Origin of the sequence: Modestobacter sp. SSW1-42, from assembly GCF_046635825.1 — a bacterium.
Lineage (GTDB): Bacteria > Actinomycetota > Actinomycetes > Mycobacteriales > Geodermatophilaceae > Modestobacter.
Map to the genome: position 1 here is coordinate 260,880 of NZ_JBISCA010000006.1, position 16,739 is coordinate 277,618.

A 16,739-nucleotide genomic window follows, 5' to 3' on the forward strand; every position below is an offset into this window, starting at 1 on the left:
GAATCAATAGCAGGTAGGGTCCCCGCTGTGGCCTGGCTGACCGACCCCTTCGCGATCTCGTTCCTGCAGCGTGCGCTGCTCGGAGGGAGCCTGGCCGCGGTCATCTGTGCGGTGGTCGGCACCTGGGTGGTCGTCCGCGGGATGGCCTTCCTGGGCGAGGCCGTGGCCCACGGGATGCTGCCCGGGGTGGCGGTGGCGGCCCTGGCCGGCTGGCCGCTGCTGGTGGGGGCGGCGGCCAGCGCCGGCGTGATGAGCGTCGGCGTGGGCGTCGTGTCCCGCCGGACGCGGCTGTCCCCGGACACCGCCACCGGCCTGCTGTTCGTGGGGATGCTGTCGCTGGGGGTCGTGATCGTCTCCCGGTCCCGGTCCTTCGCCACCGACCTCACCGCCATCCTCTTCGGCGACGTCCTGGCGATCCAGGCCGGCGAGCTGACCACGCTCGCGGTCGCCCTGCTGCTCATCCTCACCGTGTGCGCGGTCTTCCACCGCGCCTTCGTCGCCCTGGCCTTCGACCGGCGGACCGCCACGACGCTGGGTCTGCGCCCGGGGGTGGCGAACGTCGTCCTCGGGCTGCTGGTGACCGCGGCGATCGTCGCCTCGTTCCAGGCGCTGGGGTCCCTGCTGGTGGTGGCGCTGCTGCTGGCCCCGGCCGCGGCAGCGCGCCAGTGGACCCACCGCGTCCCTTCCACGATGGCCCTGGGTGCGGCCTTCGGCGTCGCCGCCGTGGTCGCCGGCCTGCTGCTGTCCTGGCACGCCAGCACCGCCGGCGGCGCCTCGATCGCCGGCTGCTCCGTCGCGCTGGTCGCGGTGTCGGTCGCCGTGCGGGCCGCCGTCCCCCGCTGAACCACCTCCGTCCCCGAATCCTGGAGATCCCCCGTGCCCCGCACCGACCGCGCCCCCCGGCGCGCGAGCCGTCTCGCGCCCGCGTTCGTCCTGGCCCTCCTCAGCGCCGGCTGCGCCGCGGGCGATCCGGCTGCCGCCGAGGCGGCCGACCCTGCTGGGCCGGAGGCCGTCCACGGGTTCGTGGCCGGCGCCGAGGAGCTCACCGAGGCCCAGCTGCGGCTCAGCTACCTCGACCGGGCCGGGACGACGTCCAGCCTGGACCTGCTGACCGGGGAGGAGGTCCCGCTGGGGTCGGTGGGCCCCACTGCCTCGGTGGTCAGCGACGGGCGGTTCCTGTTCGCCGCCTCCGAGCCCGCCGGCCGGCTGACCGTCGTCGACTCCGGCACCTGGACCGTCGACCACGGCGACCACACCCACTACTACCGGGCGGAGCCCCGGGTCGTGGGCACGCTGGACTGGGCCGGGGACGTGCGGGTGGCGTCGTCGGAGCAGGTCACCGCATTGTTCTCCCCCGACACCGGCGCAGGGATCGTGCTGGACCGGCTGGCGCTGGGCCAGGGCGAGCTGCGCGAGACGGCCAGCACGACCAGCGCGCCCCACGACGGCGTGCTCGTCCCGCTCGGGAGCTCGTTCGTCAGCAGCACCGGCGACGAGGTGCTCGTCCTCGATGCCTCCGGGCGACCGGTCGCCGGTGCGAGCGCACCGTGCCCGGACGTGCAGGGCGGGGTGGGCACCCGGGTCGGGGTGGTCGTCTCCTGCGCCGACGGCGCGGTGCTGGCCACCGAGGCCGACGGGCAGGTCGTGTTCGAGTTCCTGCCCTACCCCGAGCCGGTGGACCCGGCCGACCGGGCCACGTCGTTCGCCCAGCGCCCCGGGCGGCCCGCCGTGGCCGCCGTGTCCGGGGACCGCGGGCTCTGGCTGCTGGACAGCCGTGCCCGCAGCTGGCAGCTCGTCCCGACGCCGTCGCCGCTGTTGCACGCGGTCGCCGTCGATGACGACCGGGACCGGGTCGTGGCCCTCGACGACGCCGGGCGGGTGCTGGTCATCGACCCGGAGACCGGCGTCACCGCAGCCACCGACGTGCTGGCCGGGACGCCGGAGGACCTGGCCGCGATGACGGTGGAGGTCGACGCCGACCGGGCCTACGTCAACGTGCCCTCCGCGCAGGTGGTGCACGAGATCGACTACGCCGACGGGGCCCGTGTCGCCCGGACCCTGCCGACCGCCGTCCCGGCCGCCTTCCTCGCCGAGACCGGCCGATGAGGCGCGGGCTGTGCGGGGCCGCCGCCCTGCTGGTCGCCGCCGGCGTGCTCACCGGCTGCGCCGCCGGCAGCACGGACCGGCCGCTGGTGGTGGTGACCACCGACGTCCTCGGCGACGTGGTCGGGGAGCTGGTGGGGGAGCAGGCGGAGGTGATGACCCTCATGCCGCGGGGGGCGGACCCGCACTCCTTCGAGGTGTCGGCGCAGGACGCGGCCCGGCTGCGCAGCGCCGACCTCGTGGTCGCCAACGGGCTGGGGCTGGAGGAGGGGCTGGCCACGCAGGTCGAGGCCACCCGCGCCGACGGGGTCCCGGTCGTGGAGGCCGGCGCCGCGGTCGAGGTCCTGCAGTGGGTGAGCGAGGACGCCTCCGGGGTCGACCCGCACTTCTGGACCGACCCGGCGCGGATGGCCACGGTCACCGACGTGCTCGCCGAGGCCCTCGCCGAGCACGTCGACGGCCTGGACGCCGACGTGCTGGCCGCCGACGTCGCGGGCTACCAGGGGCAGCTGGCCGAGCTGGACGCCTGGATGGGCGAGCAGCTGGCCCAGGTGCCCCCGGCCCGCCGCAACCTGGTGACCAACCACCACGTCTTCGGCTACCTGGCCGACCGCTTCGGCTTCACCGTGGTCGGGGCGGTCGTCCCCAGCGGGACGACGCTGGCGGCACCCAGCGCCAGCGACCTCGACGAACTGGCGACCAGCGTCCGCGCGGCCGGGGTGCGGACGATCTTCGTCGACTCCTCCCAGCCCGACCGCCTGGCCCAGGTCCTCGCCGAGCAGGCCGCGGTCGACGTCGCCGTCACCCCGCTGTTCACCGAGTCGCTGTCCGGACCCGGCGAGGGGGCGGAGACCTACCTGGCGATGATGCGGTCCAACACCGAGGACATCGTCGCCGGGCTGCGCTGACCCTCTGATGAAGATGACAATCACTGTCGTTAGGGTGGCCGGCATGACCAGCTCACGCACGTCCTTCCCCATCGGGGTGGCCGGGGTCGGGGTCGCCGCCCTGCTCCTGACCGGCTGTTCCTCCGACTCCGCCGGCTCCTCGGCCGCCGCCGGCACGCCGTCCGCCGCTCCCTCGGCGGCGGCGGTCTCCGAGGCCGCCGAGGTCTCCGCCGCCCAGCCCCGGATCACGCTCACCTACGACGGCGGCCTGCTCGTCCTCGACGCCACCACCCTCGACGTGGTCGGGGACCTCCCGATCGAGGGCTTCACCCGGGTCAACCCCGCCGGTGACGGCCGGCACGTCCTCGTCACCACCGAGGAGGGCTTCCGGGTCCTCGACGCCGGGGTCTGGACCGACGGCGGGAGCTCCTACGCCGGCGGCCCGGAGCTGACCGAGGACGTCTTCCCCGCCGCCAAGGCCGGGCACGTCGTCGTCCACGGCGACCGCACGATCCTGTTCGCCGACGGCACCGGCGACATCGCCTCCTTCGAGACCGCCGCCCTGCTGGACGCCGAGGGCCTGCCGGAGACCCGCACGTGGGAGTCCGAGGCCGCCCACCACGGCGTGGCCATCGAGCTCGAGGACGGCACGCTGCTCACCACCCTCGGCACCGAGGACGGGCGCACCGGCGTCCGGGTGCTCGACCCCTCGGGCACCGAGACCGCCCGGGCCGAGAACTGCCCGGGCGTGCACGGCGAGGGCACCGTCGCCGGTGAGGTCGCCGTCTTCGGCTGCGAGGACGGCGTGCTGGTCTACGGCGGCGAGTTCACCAAGCTCGACGCCCCTGACGAGTTCGGCCGCACCGGCAACGTCTTCACCACCGAGACCTCGCCGATCGCCCTCGGTGACTACCGCAGCGACCCGGACGCGGAGGGCTCGCTGCTGTCGGCGGTCACCCTGATCGACACCGCCGCCGACCGGCTGCAGGTCGTGCCGCTGCCCGAGGGCGTCCAGTACACGTTCCGCGACCTGGCCCGCGGTCCGCAGGACGACGCCGTGCTGCTGGGCACCGACGGCGCCGTGCACGTCATGGACGAGACGACCGGGACGCTGCTGGCCAGCCACCCGGTCATCGACCCGTGGGAGGGGCCGGCCGAGTGGCAGGACCCGCACCCGGCGATCAAGGTCCACGACGGCATCGCCTACGTGACCGAGCCGGCCGCCAACGCCGTCCACGCCCTCGACCTCGCCACCGGTGAGGTCATCGCCACCGGCGAGCTCGAGGTCACGCCCAACGAGCTGGCGGTCGTCGCCGGCTGACCGTCCGGGGGCCGGGGCGACGACCCCGGCCCCCGATCCCGGGCGCCCGGGCCCCGCCGGTCGCAGTCGACGGGTCAGCCCATCGTCTGCCGGAGGGAGCTGTGCGGCCGCCCGTCGACCTCCACGAGCAGGACCCCCGGGCCCTCGCCGTCGGGGAGGCCGGCGGCGGCGAAGCGCAGCCCGAAGCGGGGGTTCACCTCGCCCAGCGCCAGCTCGACGTGCGTCCCGCGGTCGGTCACGGCCACCAGGCGGCCGACCTCGGGGGCGGTGCGGGCCAGTACGAAGTACGGCAGGTCGTCGGCGCGGCCCCGCCACTCGTTGACCGGCGTGCCCGGGTACAGGGCGGGGCCGCCGAAGCCCGACTCGTCCAGGACCCGGCCGCCACGGGAGACCGTGAGCATGGTCATCAGGTCCTCGGCCGTGCCACCGGCCCACACCCGCCAGCGCAGGTCGCCGTGTGCTCCGGAGAGCACCTCGACCTCGTCCGGCAGCGAGTCCGGCACCGGGACCTCGAGGTCGTCGGTCATGCCGAGCGGTGACGGCGGGAGCGGACGAAGGAGAGGAGGGACGCGAGACCGACCAGCAGCAGCGTGCAGCCCACGACGGTCACGTCGGTGCGGAACGACAGGAGGCCGCTGACGGAGAGGGAGACCCCCGCGGCGAGCGAGAGCCGCTGCCGCCGGCCGTAGGGCCGTCCTGCTCCCGTCTCTCGCACGACAGCAACGTAGTCGCCCCCGCCGGGACCGGACACCCCGACGAGGGGCCAGGTCAGCGCGTGACCGCCAGCCCGGTCGACGATGCCGCGTCCCACGGCACGCGCACGTCCGGGATGCCGTTGCGCGGGTCGCCGGCGATCCACGCCTGGTCCCGGCCGGCGTGCTTGGCGCAGTAGGTCGCCCGGTCCGCGTCGATGATCGCCTGCTCGGTGGTCTGGCCGGGGCGCAGCTGGGCCAGGCCGGCGGAGAAGGTCACGCCGAGCTGCTCGCGGGCCACCGCGTCCCGCAGTCGTCGGACGAGCTCCTCCCCGCACCGGGTCTCGCCGCAGCGGAGCAGCACCAGCATCTCCTCGCCGCCCGACCTCGCCGCCCGGTCGCGGGTCCGCAGCTGCTGCTGCAGCAGCCCGCCGAAGGTGGCCAGCACGTGGTCGCCCACGGCGTGCCCCAGCTCGTCGTTGATCTGCTTGAAGTGGTCCAGGTCGAGCACGATGAGGACGTCGCCCGCCTCGGCCTCGGTGAGGAAGCGGGCCTGGCCGCGCCGGTTGGCCAGCCCGGTGAGCGGGTCGATCAGGTTGTCCGCGCGCAGCTGGTCGATCAGCGCGACCTGCCGGGTCTGCAGCCGGCGCAGCAGCTCGGCGAGCACCAGCCAGGCCAGCGCGACGAAGAGGGTGCGCACCACGAGGGCGGAGGTGAGCTGGCCCAGCGTGCCGAAGTAGGCGGCCAGCGCCGCGGGCAGCAGCACCCACCCGCCGCGCCGGGGCAGGAAGAGGCCCGCGTAGGCGAAGCAGAGCACGAAGAAGCCGACCAGCACGCCGGCCAGCTCGGGCACGGCCCGGGTGACGACCACCAGCGCGCCCATCGACACGACCGGGAAGGCGAGCAGCGCCCACCCCGACCAGCGGTGCCACGGCAGCGCGAAGCTCAGCCAGACCGCGACCAGGTGGAAGGCGACGACGCCGGCGAGCGCCGGCCAGTGGACCGTCGGCGGGTGCAGCAGGGCCAGCGCCAGCGCGGTGGCCAGCAGCGAGCCGAGCCCGAGCAGCCGGCCGTAGCCGACGGCCTCTCCGCCGCGCCACCACCAGCCGGGCAACGCGCGCGAGGGCGCAGGTCGGGCCGGGGAGTCAGGATTCGCCACGCCGGTCCATCGACCGCTCCTGCCCCGCACCCGAGCCCCCGACGCGGGCCTGCCCCTCCGTCGGGTGAGCTCCCGCCGACCGGGTCAGTGCGCGGTCGGGCCCGTCACGCGCCCAGCGCCCCGCGCACCGACGTCCAGCCGGCCAGCGCCTCGCGGACGGCGGGGTGCACCTCCTCGGCCAGCGCCTGCGCGTGCGCCCGGGCCAGCACGTCGTCCAGCAGCACGGGCGCACCGCTCGCGGCGGACTCGACCGCCGCCTCGACCATGGCCAGGCTCATCACGTTCTCGTGCACCTCGCCCATCGGCGTCTCCCCGGTGCGCAGCGCGGCGCAGAACACCGTGAGCGCGCCGGCGATGTCACTGTGCGGCGAGCGCGGGCGGTCGGTGGCGTCCAGCCCGCCGGCGTCCAGCACCGGCTCGGTCTCGCCGTCCCACAGCGCCGTCCCGTGCTCGGCGCTGACCCGCCAGGCGCCGTTCCACGACGTCTCCGCGCCGGGGGCGCACCACGACCCGGTGTAGGAGTACCGCGAGCCGTCGGCCATGGTGAAGAGCGCCGTGGCGTTGGCGTCCCCGGCGTACCAGCTCCACGGCGGGTTCCACGTGGAACAGGACGCCGACACCGGCTCGGCGCCCAGCAGGTACCGCGCGGTGTCGAAGGCGTGGATGGCCATGTCCACCAGCAGCGGCTGGTCCATGGCGTCCCGGAACCCGCCGAAGTGCGGTGCCTTGAAGAACTCAGTGGTCAGCGTGCCGACCGCGCCGAGGTCCTGCACCAGCCCGCGCAGCGCCGCGACCTGTGGGTTCCACCGCCGCGACTGGCTGACCATGAACAGCTCGCCGCTGACCTCGGCCGCCGCGGCCAGCGACAGCGCCCGGGCCAGGGTGTCGGCGGCCGGCTTCTCGCCGAGCACCGGCAGGCCGGCCAGCAGCGCCGCGGTGGTGACCGGGTGGTGGGCGACCGGCACGGTCACGTCCACCACCGCAGCGGCACCGGTCCGCGCCGCGAGCGCGACCGCGTCGATGCCGATCGGCAGGTCGGGCCGGCCCAGCTCGGCGGCGGCCCGGCCGGCGGCGTCGGTGTCCAGGTCGACGATGCCGACCAGTGCCACCTCGGTCGAGGCCTCGAGCGTCCGCAGCCAGGCCCGGCCCATCGCCCCGGCGCCCACGGCGACCACCGGCAGCGGCGCGTGCTCCCCGCAGTCGACCCGGCGGTGGGTCACGCGCCGCCGTACCCGTGGCCGGTGAAGAAGTCCTCGGTGTCGTACCGCAGCAGGGTCGGGTACGCCCGCTCCGGCCGGTCGGTCCTGGCCCACTCGACGGCGTTGGAGATGACCCGGCGCACGCCCTCGTGGTGGTAGACGGGGTAGTCCTGGTCGCCGGGGCGGAAGTAGAAGATCTTCCCGTGTCCGCGCCGGAAGGTGCAGCCGGAGCGGAACACCTCCCCGCCGGAGAAGGTCGACAGGAACACCAGCTCGTCGGGGGCGGGGATGTCGAAGAACTCCCCGTACATCTCGTCCTCGTCGATGACCATCGGGTGCGGGATGCCGCGCGCGATGGGGTGCGTCGGGTCGACCGTCCAGACCAGCTCGCGGTCGTGCGCGCTGCGCCAGCGCAGCGTGCACGTCGTCCCCATGAGCTTGGTGAAGATCTTCGACCAGTGGCCGGAGTGCAGCACCACCAGGCCCATCCCCGACAGCACGTGCCGGTGCACCCGCTCGACCACCTCGTCGGAGACGTCGGCGTGCGCGGCGTGGCCCCACCAGGTGAGGACGTCGGTGTCGGCCAGCACCTCCTCGGTGAGCCCGTGTTCGGGGTCGCCGAGCGTCGCGGTGCGCACCCGGACGCCGTCCCCGAGGTTGGCCTCGATGCCCTCGGCGATGGCGCCGTGCATCCCGCTCGGGTAGCGGGCGGCCACCTCGGGCTCGCGCTGCTCGTGCACGTTCTCGCCCCACACGGTCACGCGCAGGGGCTGGGCGGGGACGGTCACTTGACGGCACCTCCGGTGACGCCGGCGGCGATGTACCGCTGGGCGAGGACGAGCAGGACGACGGCCGGCACGGAGGACAGCACGGCGGTCGCCATGACGGTGCTCCAGTCGCTGACGTAGGTCCCGATGTACTGGTAGAGGCCGAGGGTGATCGGCCGGACGTCGGCGTTCGTGGTCAGCGTCAGGGCGAAGAGGAAGTCGCCCCAGGTGAACAGGAACGTGAACATGCCGGCGGTGATCAGGGCGTTGCGGCTGATCGGCAGGATGATCAGGAAGAAGGCGCGGATCGGGCCGGCGCCGTCCATCCGGGCCGCCTCGGTCAGCGAGGGCGGGATGCTGCCCATGAACGACCGCATGATGAGGATGCCGAACGGGATGCCGGCGCTGGAGTTGGCCAGGATCAGCCCGGGGATCGAGTTGAGCAGCCCCAGGTCGTTGTAGGCGCTGTACAGGGCGTTGGCCACGACGATCCCGGGGATCATCTGGCTGATCAGGATCCCGAACAGCACGATCCCGGCGCCGCGCACCTTGAACTGGGCCAGCGCGTAGGCGGCCGGGGCGGCGATCAGCAGGCTGAGCACGACGCTGCCCACCGAGATCACCAGGCTGGTCACGAGGTTGGCGCCCTGGTCGTCGATCGCGGTCGAGTACCCCTCCAAGCTCAACGAGAAGGGGAACCACGAGGTCTGCGCCGCCGAGCCCGACGGCTGCAGCGAGACGTTGAGCATCCAGTAGAGCGGGAAGAGCAGCACCGCGAGGATGGCGATCCCGGCGACGGTGTAGCCCCACGGACCGCGGGCGCCGGTGGTCCGCCGACGCGGCTTCTGCGCCGGCGCGGTGTCGGGCAGGGGGAGGGTGGCGCTCAGCGACACGGGGACCTCACTCGTCCAGGGCGCGGCGGTTGGCGCGCAGGTAGAGGACCGCGAACACCAGCGAGACGACGATGAGGATGTTGCCGGCGGCAGCACCCTGGCCGAAGTCGAACTCCTGGAAGCTCAGGTTGTAGGACTGCGTGGCGATCGTCTGGGTCGCGTTGGCCGGCCCGCCCTGGGTGAGGCCCAGGATGATGTCCAGCGCCTTGAGCGTGTAGACCACGCCGAGGACCAGGACGACGGTGACCACCGGGCGCAGCAGCGGCCAGGTGACGTGCCGGAACGCCCGCCAGCGGGTGGCGCCGTCGAGGGCGGCGGCCTCGTAGAGCTCCTCGGGGATGTCCTGCAGGCCGCCGTAGAGGATCGTGGTGTTGAACGGGATCCCGATCCAGATGTTGATCGCGACCACGGTGATCAGCGCCAGCGAGGTGCTGGTCAGCCAGCCGGGGTTGGTGTCGGTGACGCCCAGGCCGCCGAGCACCTGGTTGAGCACGCCGGTGTCCTTGTCCAGGATCCAGCGCCACACCGCGCTCGCCGCGATGAGCGGGATCAGCCACGGCAGGAGCAGCAGCGAGCGCAGCAGGCCCGACAGCGGGAAGCGCTTGCGGAAGAACAGGGCGATCGCCAGGCCGAGCACGAACTGCCCGGCGATCGAGCCGACGGTGAACAGCACGGTGTTCAGCGCGGCCTGGGTGAAGACCGAGGAGCCGATGACCTCGCGGTAGTTGTCCAGACCGACCCAGGGCGCCTCGCCGGTGACGAAGGTGCGGGTCGTGTAGCGCTGGAAGCCCATCAGGGCGTTCTGCACCACGGGGTAGCCGAAGAACAGCAGCATGTAGACGACGGCCGGGACGAGGAACCCGATCTGCAGCAGCCGCTCCCGCGACCGGGTCGAGGTCCGGCGCGGACGCTCCTCCTCGACCTCCGGCCCCGCCGGGCGGGCGGCGCTGGTCGCGCCGCCCGCCCGCTGCTGGGTGTCAGCCATTCTGAGCCTGCTCCAGCGCCTCCTCCGGCGAGGCGCCGCCGGTGAGCGCCGTCTGCACGGCGGTGTAGATCGCGGTGGCGGCCGTCGGCCACTCGTCCTGCAGCTTGGCCGTCCGCGAGCGCAGGTCCGGGACGACGTCCACGAAGGCCTGCATGCGCGGGTCCTGGGCCACGACCTGCTCGCCGAGCTCGGCCTTGGTGGGCACCGAGCTGTTGGTCAGGGCGTTGTCGACCATGTTCTCGTCGGAGTTCACGCACTGGATCACCGCGGCGGCCTTGGCCTTGCGGGCGTCGTCGCCGGTCTCCGGGACGGTCCAGGTGGCGCCGCCCAGCGGGGCGACGACGGTGCCGCCGGCGGTGGGCGCGGGCAGCGGGACGACCTGGTACTTCACGTCGGGGTTCTCGGCGAGCACCGGGAACTGCCACGGGCCGTTGATCATCATGGCCGCGTTGCCGGCGATGAACTGGTCGTTGACGTCCTCCTGGCCCCAGTTGAGCACCGACTCCGACGCCGACCCGCTGGAGAGCAGGTCGACCCACAGCTGCAGCGCCTGCGCCGTCTCCGGGGTGGCGATGTCGGTCTCGTCGCCGCCGTTGGACCACATGAACGGCAGGAACTGCCAGGTGCCCTCGTAGGTCGGCGGGGCCGAGAAGGCGATGCCGTAGCGGTTGCCCTCGGTCAGCGCCGCGGCCGCCGTCTTCAGCTCGTCCCAGGTCTTCGGCGGCTGGATGCCGGCCGCGTTCAGGACGTCCTCGTTGTAGAACAGCGCCAGGCTCTGCGTGGTGGGCTGCAGGCCGTAGAGCTCGTCCTCGAAGGTGTTCGCGTCGACGACGCCCTGGCTGATGCCCTCGGCGGTGACGCCCAGCTCGCCCAGCGGCGCCAGCGCCCCGGCCGCGGCGAGCTGCCCGACGTCGGGGTTGTCGATGCTCAGGATGTCCGGCAGCGTCTGGGACGACGCCTGCTGCAGGGTCCGGGCGATGATGTCGCCGCCGGGGATCGAGTTGCGCTCGATGGTCACGCCGTTGGCCTGACCGCAGGCGTCCAGCAGCTCGCCGTAGTACGTCGCGCCGGGGTCGGTGACGAAGGTGTCCTGCACGGTCAGGCTGGTGACCTCGCCGCCGCCCGAGCCGCCGGCGGCGTCGGAGTCGCTCCCGCCGCACGCGGCGAGTGCCAGGGGTGCCGTCAGCGCCAGTACCGCCGCGCCGACGGTGCGGTTCTTCGCTCCACGTTGAGCCATTGCCGGTCCTTCCGGGAGTGCCGGCAGCATCGCCGGTCACGCGGGCTGCGGCGACGGCGTCGCCACAGGTCGTACGGAACGGCGTCGATGCGTATCGACGCCGGTCGTGCCAGGCCCCGGAGAGCCTGCGGTCGGGGCGGCGGGGAGGCCGCCGGGGATCAGGGGGGCGGGAGGGTCGTCCCTCGCCGGGTCAGCCGCGGGGTCACAAGCTCGACCCCGCCGGTGGGTTCCTGCCGGTCGCGCTCCAGCGAGCGGAACAGCGTCTGCATCGCGAGGGCGGAGACGGTGCGCGGCTCGGTGGACACGTTGGTGACCGGGGGCGTGGTCGTCTCGGCCGCCGCGTCGGTGCACAGCCCCACGACGGTGACGTCGCGGCCGGGCACCACGCCCCGCTCGGTCAGCGCCTGCAGCACCCACGGGACCGACGACGAGGACGGCACCAGCAGCGCCGGCCGGGGGCCGCCGAGGGCGAGCGCCTGCTCGACCGCGGCGCGGGCGCCGGCGGGGGAGGGCTCCATCGGGCTCACCGCCAGGTGCTCGATGCCGGCCGCGGCGGCCGCCGCGACCGCCGCGCGCTCGAACCGTCCGACGTAGTTGACGTCCCGGGCGATCTCGCCGGCGGAGTAGCCGAGGGCCACGAGCCGGTCGTGACCGGCGGCCGCGATCTCGGCGACCGCGAGCCGGGCGGCCTCGGGGAAGTCCAGGTCGACGCAGGGCAGCCCCCACGTCTCCTCGGGGATGCCGATCAGGATGACCGGGACCCGGCTGGCGGCGGCCACCGGCAGCCGGCTGTCGCGGGCCGCGATGTCCATCAGCACGATCGCGTCGCACAGCGACTGCCCGGCCAGCCGGGTCAGCGCCGAGGTGCCCTCGTCGGCGGTGACCAGCAGCACGTCATGGTCCCGCTCGCGGGCGCAGCCGGTGATGGTCTCGAGGAAGGGCAGCAGCCCCGTGGTGTCCGCGGCCGGGCCGAACGGGACGACGAGGCCGACCACCTGGGTGCGCTGGCTCGCCAGCGCCCGGGCGCCGGCGTTCGGCTGGTAGGTCAGCTGCTCGATGGCGGCCTGCACCCGCTTGCGCGTCTCGTCCGAGATCGGCCGGCGACCGCTCATGACGTAGGAGACGGTGCTCTGCGAGACGCCCGCGAGACGGGCGACGTCCCGGCTGGTGAACGCGGCCACCACCACCACCTCCGATCGTCATCGATACGGATCGACTGCTGGGGGCGGACGTTAGCAACGTCACGCTCGCCGGCGCAAGGGTCCCCGGCGAGTCCATCTCGTGGACCAGCGGCGACGCAACGGACGACGGGTTGCCGCAGTGGTGGGCGGTGCCCTAGCGTGCCTCCGCAGCAGCCGTCGAAGCGTATCGACGGCACCACTCGACGACGAGGCGGGCGTGCGCGCATGAAGTTCACCGACGGCTACTGGCAGGACCGTGCGGGGTACTCCGTGCTCCGCCCCCGCGACGTCCGGGCGATCACCGCCTCGGACGCCGCGATGACCGTGCTCGCCCCGACCGCGGTCATCCGCGAGCGTGGCAACACGCTGAACCAGCCCGCCGTCACGGTCACCTACAGCTCGCCGGCGCCCGACGTGATCCGGGTGCGGATCGAGCACTGGGCCGGCGGCGTCCCGCGGCGTCCGGAGTTCGCCGTGGCCGAGGACCCGTCCTCCCATGTGGAGGTCGAGGTGGACGCCGAGGCCGGCGTGCTGACCTCCGGCGGTCTGTCGGTGCGGGTGCCGCGCGGGCCGGGCTGGCTGGCCGAGTTCGTCGCCGACGGCCGGGTGCTGACCTCCAGCGGCGCCAAGGCCATCGGCATCGTCACCACCGACTCCGGCGAGCACCACGTGCACGAGCAGCTCGCGCTGGCCGTCGACGAGCACGTGTACGGGCTGGGGGAGCGGTTCACCCCGTTCGTGCGCAACGGCCAGGTGGTCGACGTCTGGAACGCCGACGGCGGCACCTCCAGCGAGCAGGCCTACAAGAACGTGCCGTTCTACCTCTCCGACCGCGGCTACGGCGTCTTCGTCGCCCACCCCGAGCACGTCTCGTTCGAGGTCGCCTCCGAGGTGGTCTCCCGCACCCAGTTCAGCGTGCCGGGGCAGACGCTGGAGTACTACCTGGTCAACGGGCCGACGCCCAAGGACGTGCTGCGGCGCTACACCGCGCTCACCGGACGGCCGCCGCAGGTGCCGGCCTGGTCGTTCGGCCTGTGGCTGTCGACCTCGTTCACCACCGACTACGACGAGGCCACGGTCACCTCGTTCATCGAGGGGATGGCCGAGCGCGACATCCCGCTGAGCGTCTTCCACTTCGACTGCTTCTGGATGCGCGAGTTCCGCTGGTGCGACTTCGAGTGGGACCCGGAGGTGTTCCCCGAGCCCGAGGCGATGCTGGCCCGGCTCAAGGCGCGCGGCCTGCGGATCTGCGTGTGGATCAACCCCTACATCGCGCAGGCGTCCCCGCTGTTCGCGGAGGCCGCGGCCCAGGGCTTCCTGGTGCGGCGGGCCGACGGCAGCGTGTGGCAGTGGGACATGTGGCAGGCCGGCATGGGGCTGGTCGACTTCACGAACCCCGGCGCCGTCGCCTGGTACCAGGGCAAGCTGCGCGGCCTGCTGGACATGGGCGTGGACGCCTTCAAGACCGACTTCGGCGAGCGGGTCCCCACCGACGTCGTCTGGCACGACGGCTCGGACCCGCAGCGGATGCACAACTACTACGCCCAGGCCTACAACGCCGCCGTCTTCGACCTGCTGCGCGAGGAGCGCGGCGAGGGCGAGGCCGTGGTGTTCGCCCGCTCGGCGACCGCCGGCGGCCAGCAGTTCCCCGTGCACTGGGGCGGCGACTGCTTCTCCACCTTCGAGGCGATGGCCGAGACGCTGCGCGGCGGGCTGAGCCTGGGGCTGTCCGGGTTCGGCTACTGGAGCCACGACATCGGCGGCTTCGAGGGCACCCCCGACCCCGAGGTGTTCAAGCGCTGGGTCGCATTCGGGCTGCTGTCCTCGCACAGCCGGCTGCACGGGTCGAGCTCCTACCGGGTGCCGTGGGCGTTCGACGAGGAGGCCGTCGACGTCCTGCGCGCGTTCACCGAGCTGAAGATGTCGCTCATGCCCTACCTGGGCGGGACTGCCCGGCAGGCCAGCGAGGACGGGCTGCCGATGGCCCGGGCGATGCTGCTGGAGCACCCCGACGACCCGACCGCGGCCTTCCTCGACCGGCAGTACCACCTGGGCGAGTCGCTGCTGGTCGCGCCGGTGTTCTCCGCCGACGGGCAGGTGCGCTACTACGTGCCGGAGGGGGAGTGGACGTCGCTGCTGTCCGGCGCGGTGGTCGCCGGCCCGCGCTGGGTCACCGAGCAGCACGACGCGCTGAGCCTGCCGCTGCTGGTCCGCCCGGACACCGTGCTGCCGATGGGCGCCCGCACCGACCGCCCCGACTACGACTGGGCCGACGGCGTCGTCCTGCGCCTGTACCGGCTGCGCGACGGGCACCGCTCCCAGGTCGTCGTCCCCGGTGACGGCAGCGGGGGCGCGGACGCCGTCTTCACGGTCGAGCGCACCGGCGACGTCGTCACCGTCACCGCGGCGCACGCGCCGGGGGACTGGAGCGTGCAGGTCGCCGGCGACGGGACGACGGCGGTGCCGGCCACCGGGGCGGCGTCGGTGCAGCTGCGCCTCTGAGGGCGCCCCGGCGCCCGGCTCACCCCGGGTCGGGCGCCGGCCGGCGGTCCGGCCGCCCGGCCGGGCCGGCGGCGGGCACGGCAGAGTGGGCGGGGTGACCTCCAGCGACGCCGCCCTCGACCTCTTCGCCCAGCTGCGCCGCGAGCCGGACGTCGAGGCGCCGGAGCTCGTCGCGGTCGACGCCACCGACCGGCTGCTGCTGGACGAGGCCGCGGGCGCGCTCGCCGCGGACCCGGACCGGGTCGTCGTCCTCGACGACTCGCACGGCGCGCTGACCCTGGGCGCGGTCGTGCTGCACGGCGCCGTGGCGCCGCGGGTGTCCACCGATCTGCTGCTGGGCGAGCGGGCGCTGGCCGCCAACGCCGAGCGCACCGGGCACGCCGGCAGCTACCGGCTGCTCCCGCTGGGCCCGGAGCTGGTGCGTGGGGCCAGGACCGTGCTGGCCAAGGCGCCCAAGGGCCTGGACGCGCTGCGCGAGCTCGCCGAGGTCGTCGCCGCCGACGCCGACCCCGACGTGACGCTGTTCGTGGGCGGGCGGGTCAAGCACATGACGCACGCGATGAACGACGTCCTGGCCGCGTCCTTCACCGAGGTGCGGGCGTCGCTGGGCCGGCAGAAGTCACGGGTGCTGATCGCCCGCGGGCCGCGGGCCGGCGGCACGTCGAGCTTCCCGGTGTGCCGCGAGCACGCCGACCTGGGGATCACCGTGTGCGCGCACGGCGCCGCGTTCGCCGGTGCCAAGGTCGACCGGGGCACCCAGGCGCTGCTGGCCGTGCTCGCGGACGCGGTGCCCGACGCCGCGACCGCGCTCGACCTGGGCTGCGGCACCGGCGTCCTCGCCGCCGCGCTGGCCACCGCCCGGCCGGGCCTGCGGGTGCTCGCCACCGACCAGTCGGCGGCCGCGGTGGCGTCGGCGCAGGCGACCGCGGCGGCCAGCGGGCTCGCCGACCGGGTCACGGTCAGCCGGGACGACGCCGGCAGCAGCCTCCCCGACGGCAGCGTGGACCTGGTCGTCTGCAACCCGCCGTTCCACTCTGGCGTCGCCGTCGACGAGACGGTCGCCCACCGGCTGTTCGAGGGTGCGGCGCGGGTGCTGCGCCCGGGCGGGGAGCTGTGGTGCGTCTACAACTCGCACCTGCCGCACCGGCAGGCGCTCACCCGGCTCGTCGGCCCCACCCGCCAGGTGACCCGCAACCCGACCTTCACCATCACGGCGTCGACCCGCCGCTGATCGGCCCCCTCGCAGGGCCCCGCCCCGAGGGGTGAGGGGGGGAGGGGGTCCCTTCAGTGGCCGGAGCCGCCGCGGGAGACGACGGGGGGCAGGGTCGACCACGGGAAGTCGATCCACGCCTCGGTGCGCTTCCAGGCGTAGTCGCAGCGCACCAGCGACCGGGGCTTCTCGTAGACGACGGCGGTGCGCACGTCGGTGACGTGTCCGGCGCAGAAGTCCTTGACCAGCTCGAGGGTCTTGCCGGTGTCGGCGACGTCGTCGGCGATGAGCACCGTGGACCCGGTCAGGTCCACCACGTCCAGGGTCGGCGGGAGCACGACCGGGAGGTCAAGCCGCTGGTCGACGCCGGTGTAGAACTCGACGTTCATCACGAACAGGTTCTTGACGTCGAGCGCGTAGCCCAGCGCCCCGCCCAGGAACAGCCCGCCGCGGGCGATCGACAGGATGATGTCGGGCTCGAAGCCGTCGTCGGCGACCTGCTGGGCGAGCTCACGCGCGGCCCGGCCGAAGTCCTCGTAGGTCAGGGTCTCGCGGGCCGGCTCCGGTGCGCTCACCCGGTGATCGTCGCAGCCGCCGCCGGTC

16 protein-coding genes are annotated in these 16,739 nt (G+C 74.0%); 6 read left to right on the forward strand and 10 right to left on the reverse strand.

The window, feature by feature from the left end:
* Positions 1 to 27 precede the first annotated feature (27 nt).
* The 4 genes from aztB to aztD are packed head-to-tail and all read left to right on the forward strand — an operon-like array spanning position 28 to position 4,311.
* A complete protein-coding gene (gene aztB / locus ACGBYP_RS20520; RefSeq protein ID WP_411587153.1) occupies positions 28 to 843 on the forward strand; it encodes a zinc ABC transporter permease AztB in 816 nt (271 codons plus the stop codon).
* 33 nt (positions 844 to 876) lie between these two features.
* Positions 877 to 2,106 (forward strand): YncE family protein, encoded by a 1,230-nt coding sequence (locus ACGBYP_RS20525; RefSeq protein ID WP_411587155.1) that lies wholly within the window; start codon positions 877 to 879, stop codon positions 2,104 to 2,106.
* Positions 2,103 to 3,011, forward strand: a complete 909-nt coding sequence (gene aztC, locus ACGBYP_RS20530) for a zinc ABC transporter substrate-binding protein AztC (RefSeq protein WP_411587157.1) — start codon at positions 2,103 to 2,105, stop codon at positions 3,009 to 3,011. Before ACGBYP_RS20525 ends, aztC begins: the two co-directional genes overlap by 4 nt.
* A 43-nt stretch (positions 3,012 to 3,054) precedes the next feature.
* Positions 3,055 to 4,311, forward strand: a complete 1,257-nt coding sequence (gene aztD / locus ACGBYP_RS20535; RefSeq protein ID WP_411587160.1) for a zinc metallochaperone AztD — start codon at positions 3,055 to 3,057, stop codon at positions 4,309 to 4,311.
* 74 nt (positions 4,312 to 4,385) lie between these two features.
* On the opposite strand, the gene ACGBYP_RS20540 is transcribed toward aztD, so the two are convergent.
* The 9 genes from ACGBYP_RS20540 to ACGBYP_RS20580 all read right to left on the reverse strand — a co-directional run bounded on the left by ACGBYP_RS20540 (position 4,386) and on the right by ACGBYP_RS20580 (position 12,424).
* On the reverse strand, positions 4,386 to 4,838 hold the full coding sequence (locus ACGBYP_RS20540; RefSeq protein ID WP_411587162.1) for a hypothetical protein: 453 nt from the start codon (positions 4,836 to 4,838) through the stop codon (positions 4,386 to 4,388).
* Complete coding sequence (locus ACGBYP_RS20545; RefSeq protein WP_411587163.1) at positions 4,835 to 5,026, reverse strand: hypothetical protein; 192 nt, start codon at positions 5,024 to 5,026, stop codon at positions 4,835 to 4,837. The genes ACGBYP_RS20540 and ACGBYP_RS20545 overlap by 4 nt, the downstream gene beginning before the upstream one ends.
* A gap of 53 nt (positions 5,027 to 5,079) precedes the next feature.
* A complete protein-coding gene (locus tag ACGBYP_RS20550; RefSeq protein WP_411587165.1) occupies positions 5,080 to 6,162 on the reverse strand; it encodes a GGDEF domain-containing protein in 1,083 nt (360 codons plus the stop codon).
* Positions 6,163 to 6,266: 104 nt separating this feature from the next.
* Positions 6,267 to 7,382: a Gfo/Idh/MocA family protein gene (locus ACGBYP_RS20555; RefSeq protein WP_411587167.1), complete on the reverse strand. Its 1,116-nt coding sequence runs from the start codon at positions 7,380 to 7,382 to the stop codon at positions 6,267 to 6,269.
* Positions 7,379 to 8,149 carry a ThuA domain-containing protein gene (locus ACGBYP_RS20560; protein WP_411587169.1) on the reverse strand — a complete coding sequence of 257 codons (771 nt, stop codon included), beginning with the start codon at positions 8,147 to 8,149 and terminating at the stop codon, positions 7,379 to 7,381. The genes ACGBYP_RS20555 and ACGBYP_RS20560 overlap by 4 nt, the downstream gene beginning before the upstream one ends.
* Positions 8,146 to 9,021 carry a carbohydrate ABC transporter permease gene (locus ACGBYP_RS20565; RefSeq protein WP_411587172.1) on the reverse strand — a complete coding sequence of 292 codons (876 nt, stop codon included), beginning with the start codon at positions 9,019 to 9,021 and terminating at the stop codon, positions 8,146 to 8,148. The genes ACGBYP_RS20560 and ACGBYP_RS20565 overlap by 4 nt, the downstream gene beginning before the upstream one ends.
* Positions 9,022 to 9,028: 7 nt before the next feature.
* Entirely contained in the window at positions 9,029 to 10,006 is a 978-nt protein-coding gene (locus ACGBYP_RS20570) for a carbohydrate ABC transporter permease (protein ID WP_411587174.1), read from the reverse strand.
* Positions 9,999 to 11,243 (reverse strand): extracellular solute-binding protein, encoded by a 1,245-nt coding sequence (locus tag ACGBYP_RS20575; protein WP_411587176.1) that lies wholly within the window; start codon positions 11,241 to 11,243, stop codon positions 9,999 to 10,001. The genes ACGBYP_RS20570 and ACGBYP_RS20575 overlap by 8 nt, the downstream gene beginning before the upstream one ends.
* A 158-nt stretch (positions 11,244 to 11,401) precedes the next feature.
* A complete protein-coding gene (locus tag ACGBYP_RS20580; protein WP_411587178.1) occupies positions 11,402 to 12,424 on the reverse strand; it encodes a LacI family DNA-binding transcriptional regulator in 1,023 nt (340 codons plus the stop codon).
* Between the two features lie 225 nt (positions 12,425 to 12,649).
* Between ACGBYP_RS20580 and yicI the strand changes: the two genes are divergently transcribed.
* Complete coding sequence (gene yicI, locus ACGBYP_RS20585; RefSeq protein WP_411587179.1) at positions 12,650 to 14,926, forward strand: alpha-xylosidase; 2,277 nt, start codon at positions 12,650 to 12,652, stop codon at positions 14,924 to 14,926.
* Positions 14,927 to 15,020: 94 nt separating this feature from the next.
* Positions 15,021 to 16,157, forward strand: a complete 1,137-nt coding sequence (locus ACGBYP_RS20590) for a class I SAM-dependent methyltransferase (RefSeq protein WP_411587182.1) — start codon at positions 15,021 to 15,023, stop codon at positions 16,155 to 16,157.
* Between the two features lie 53 nt (positions 16,158 to 16,210).
* On the opposite strand, the gene ACGBYP_RS20595 is transcribed toward ACGBYP_RS20590, so the two are convergent.
* On the reverse strand, positions 16,211 to 16,711 hold the full coding sequence (locus ACGBYP_RS20595) for a phosphoribosyltransferase (protein WP_411587183.1): 501 nt from the start codon (positions 16,709 to 16,711) through the stop codon (positions 16,211 to 16,213).
* Positions 16,712 to 16,739: the final 28 nt, after the last annotated feature.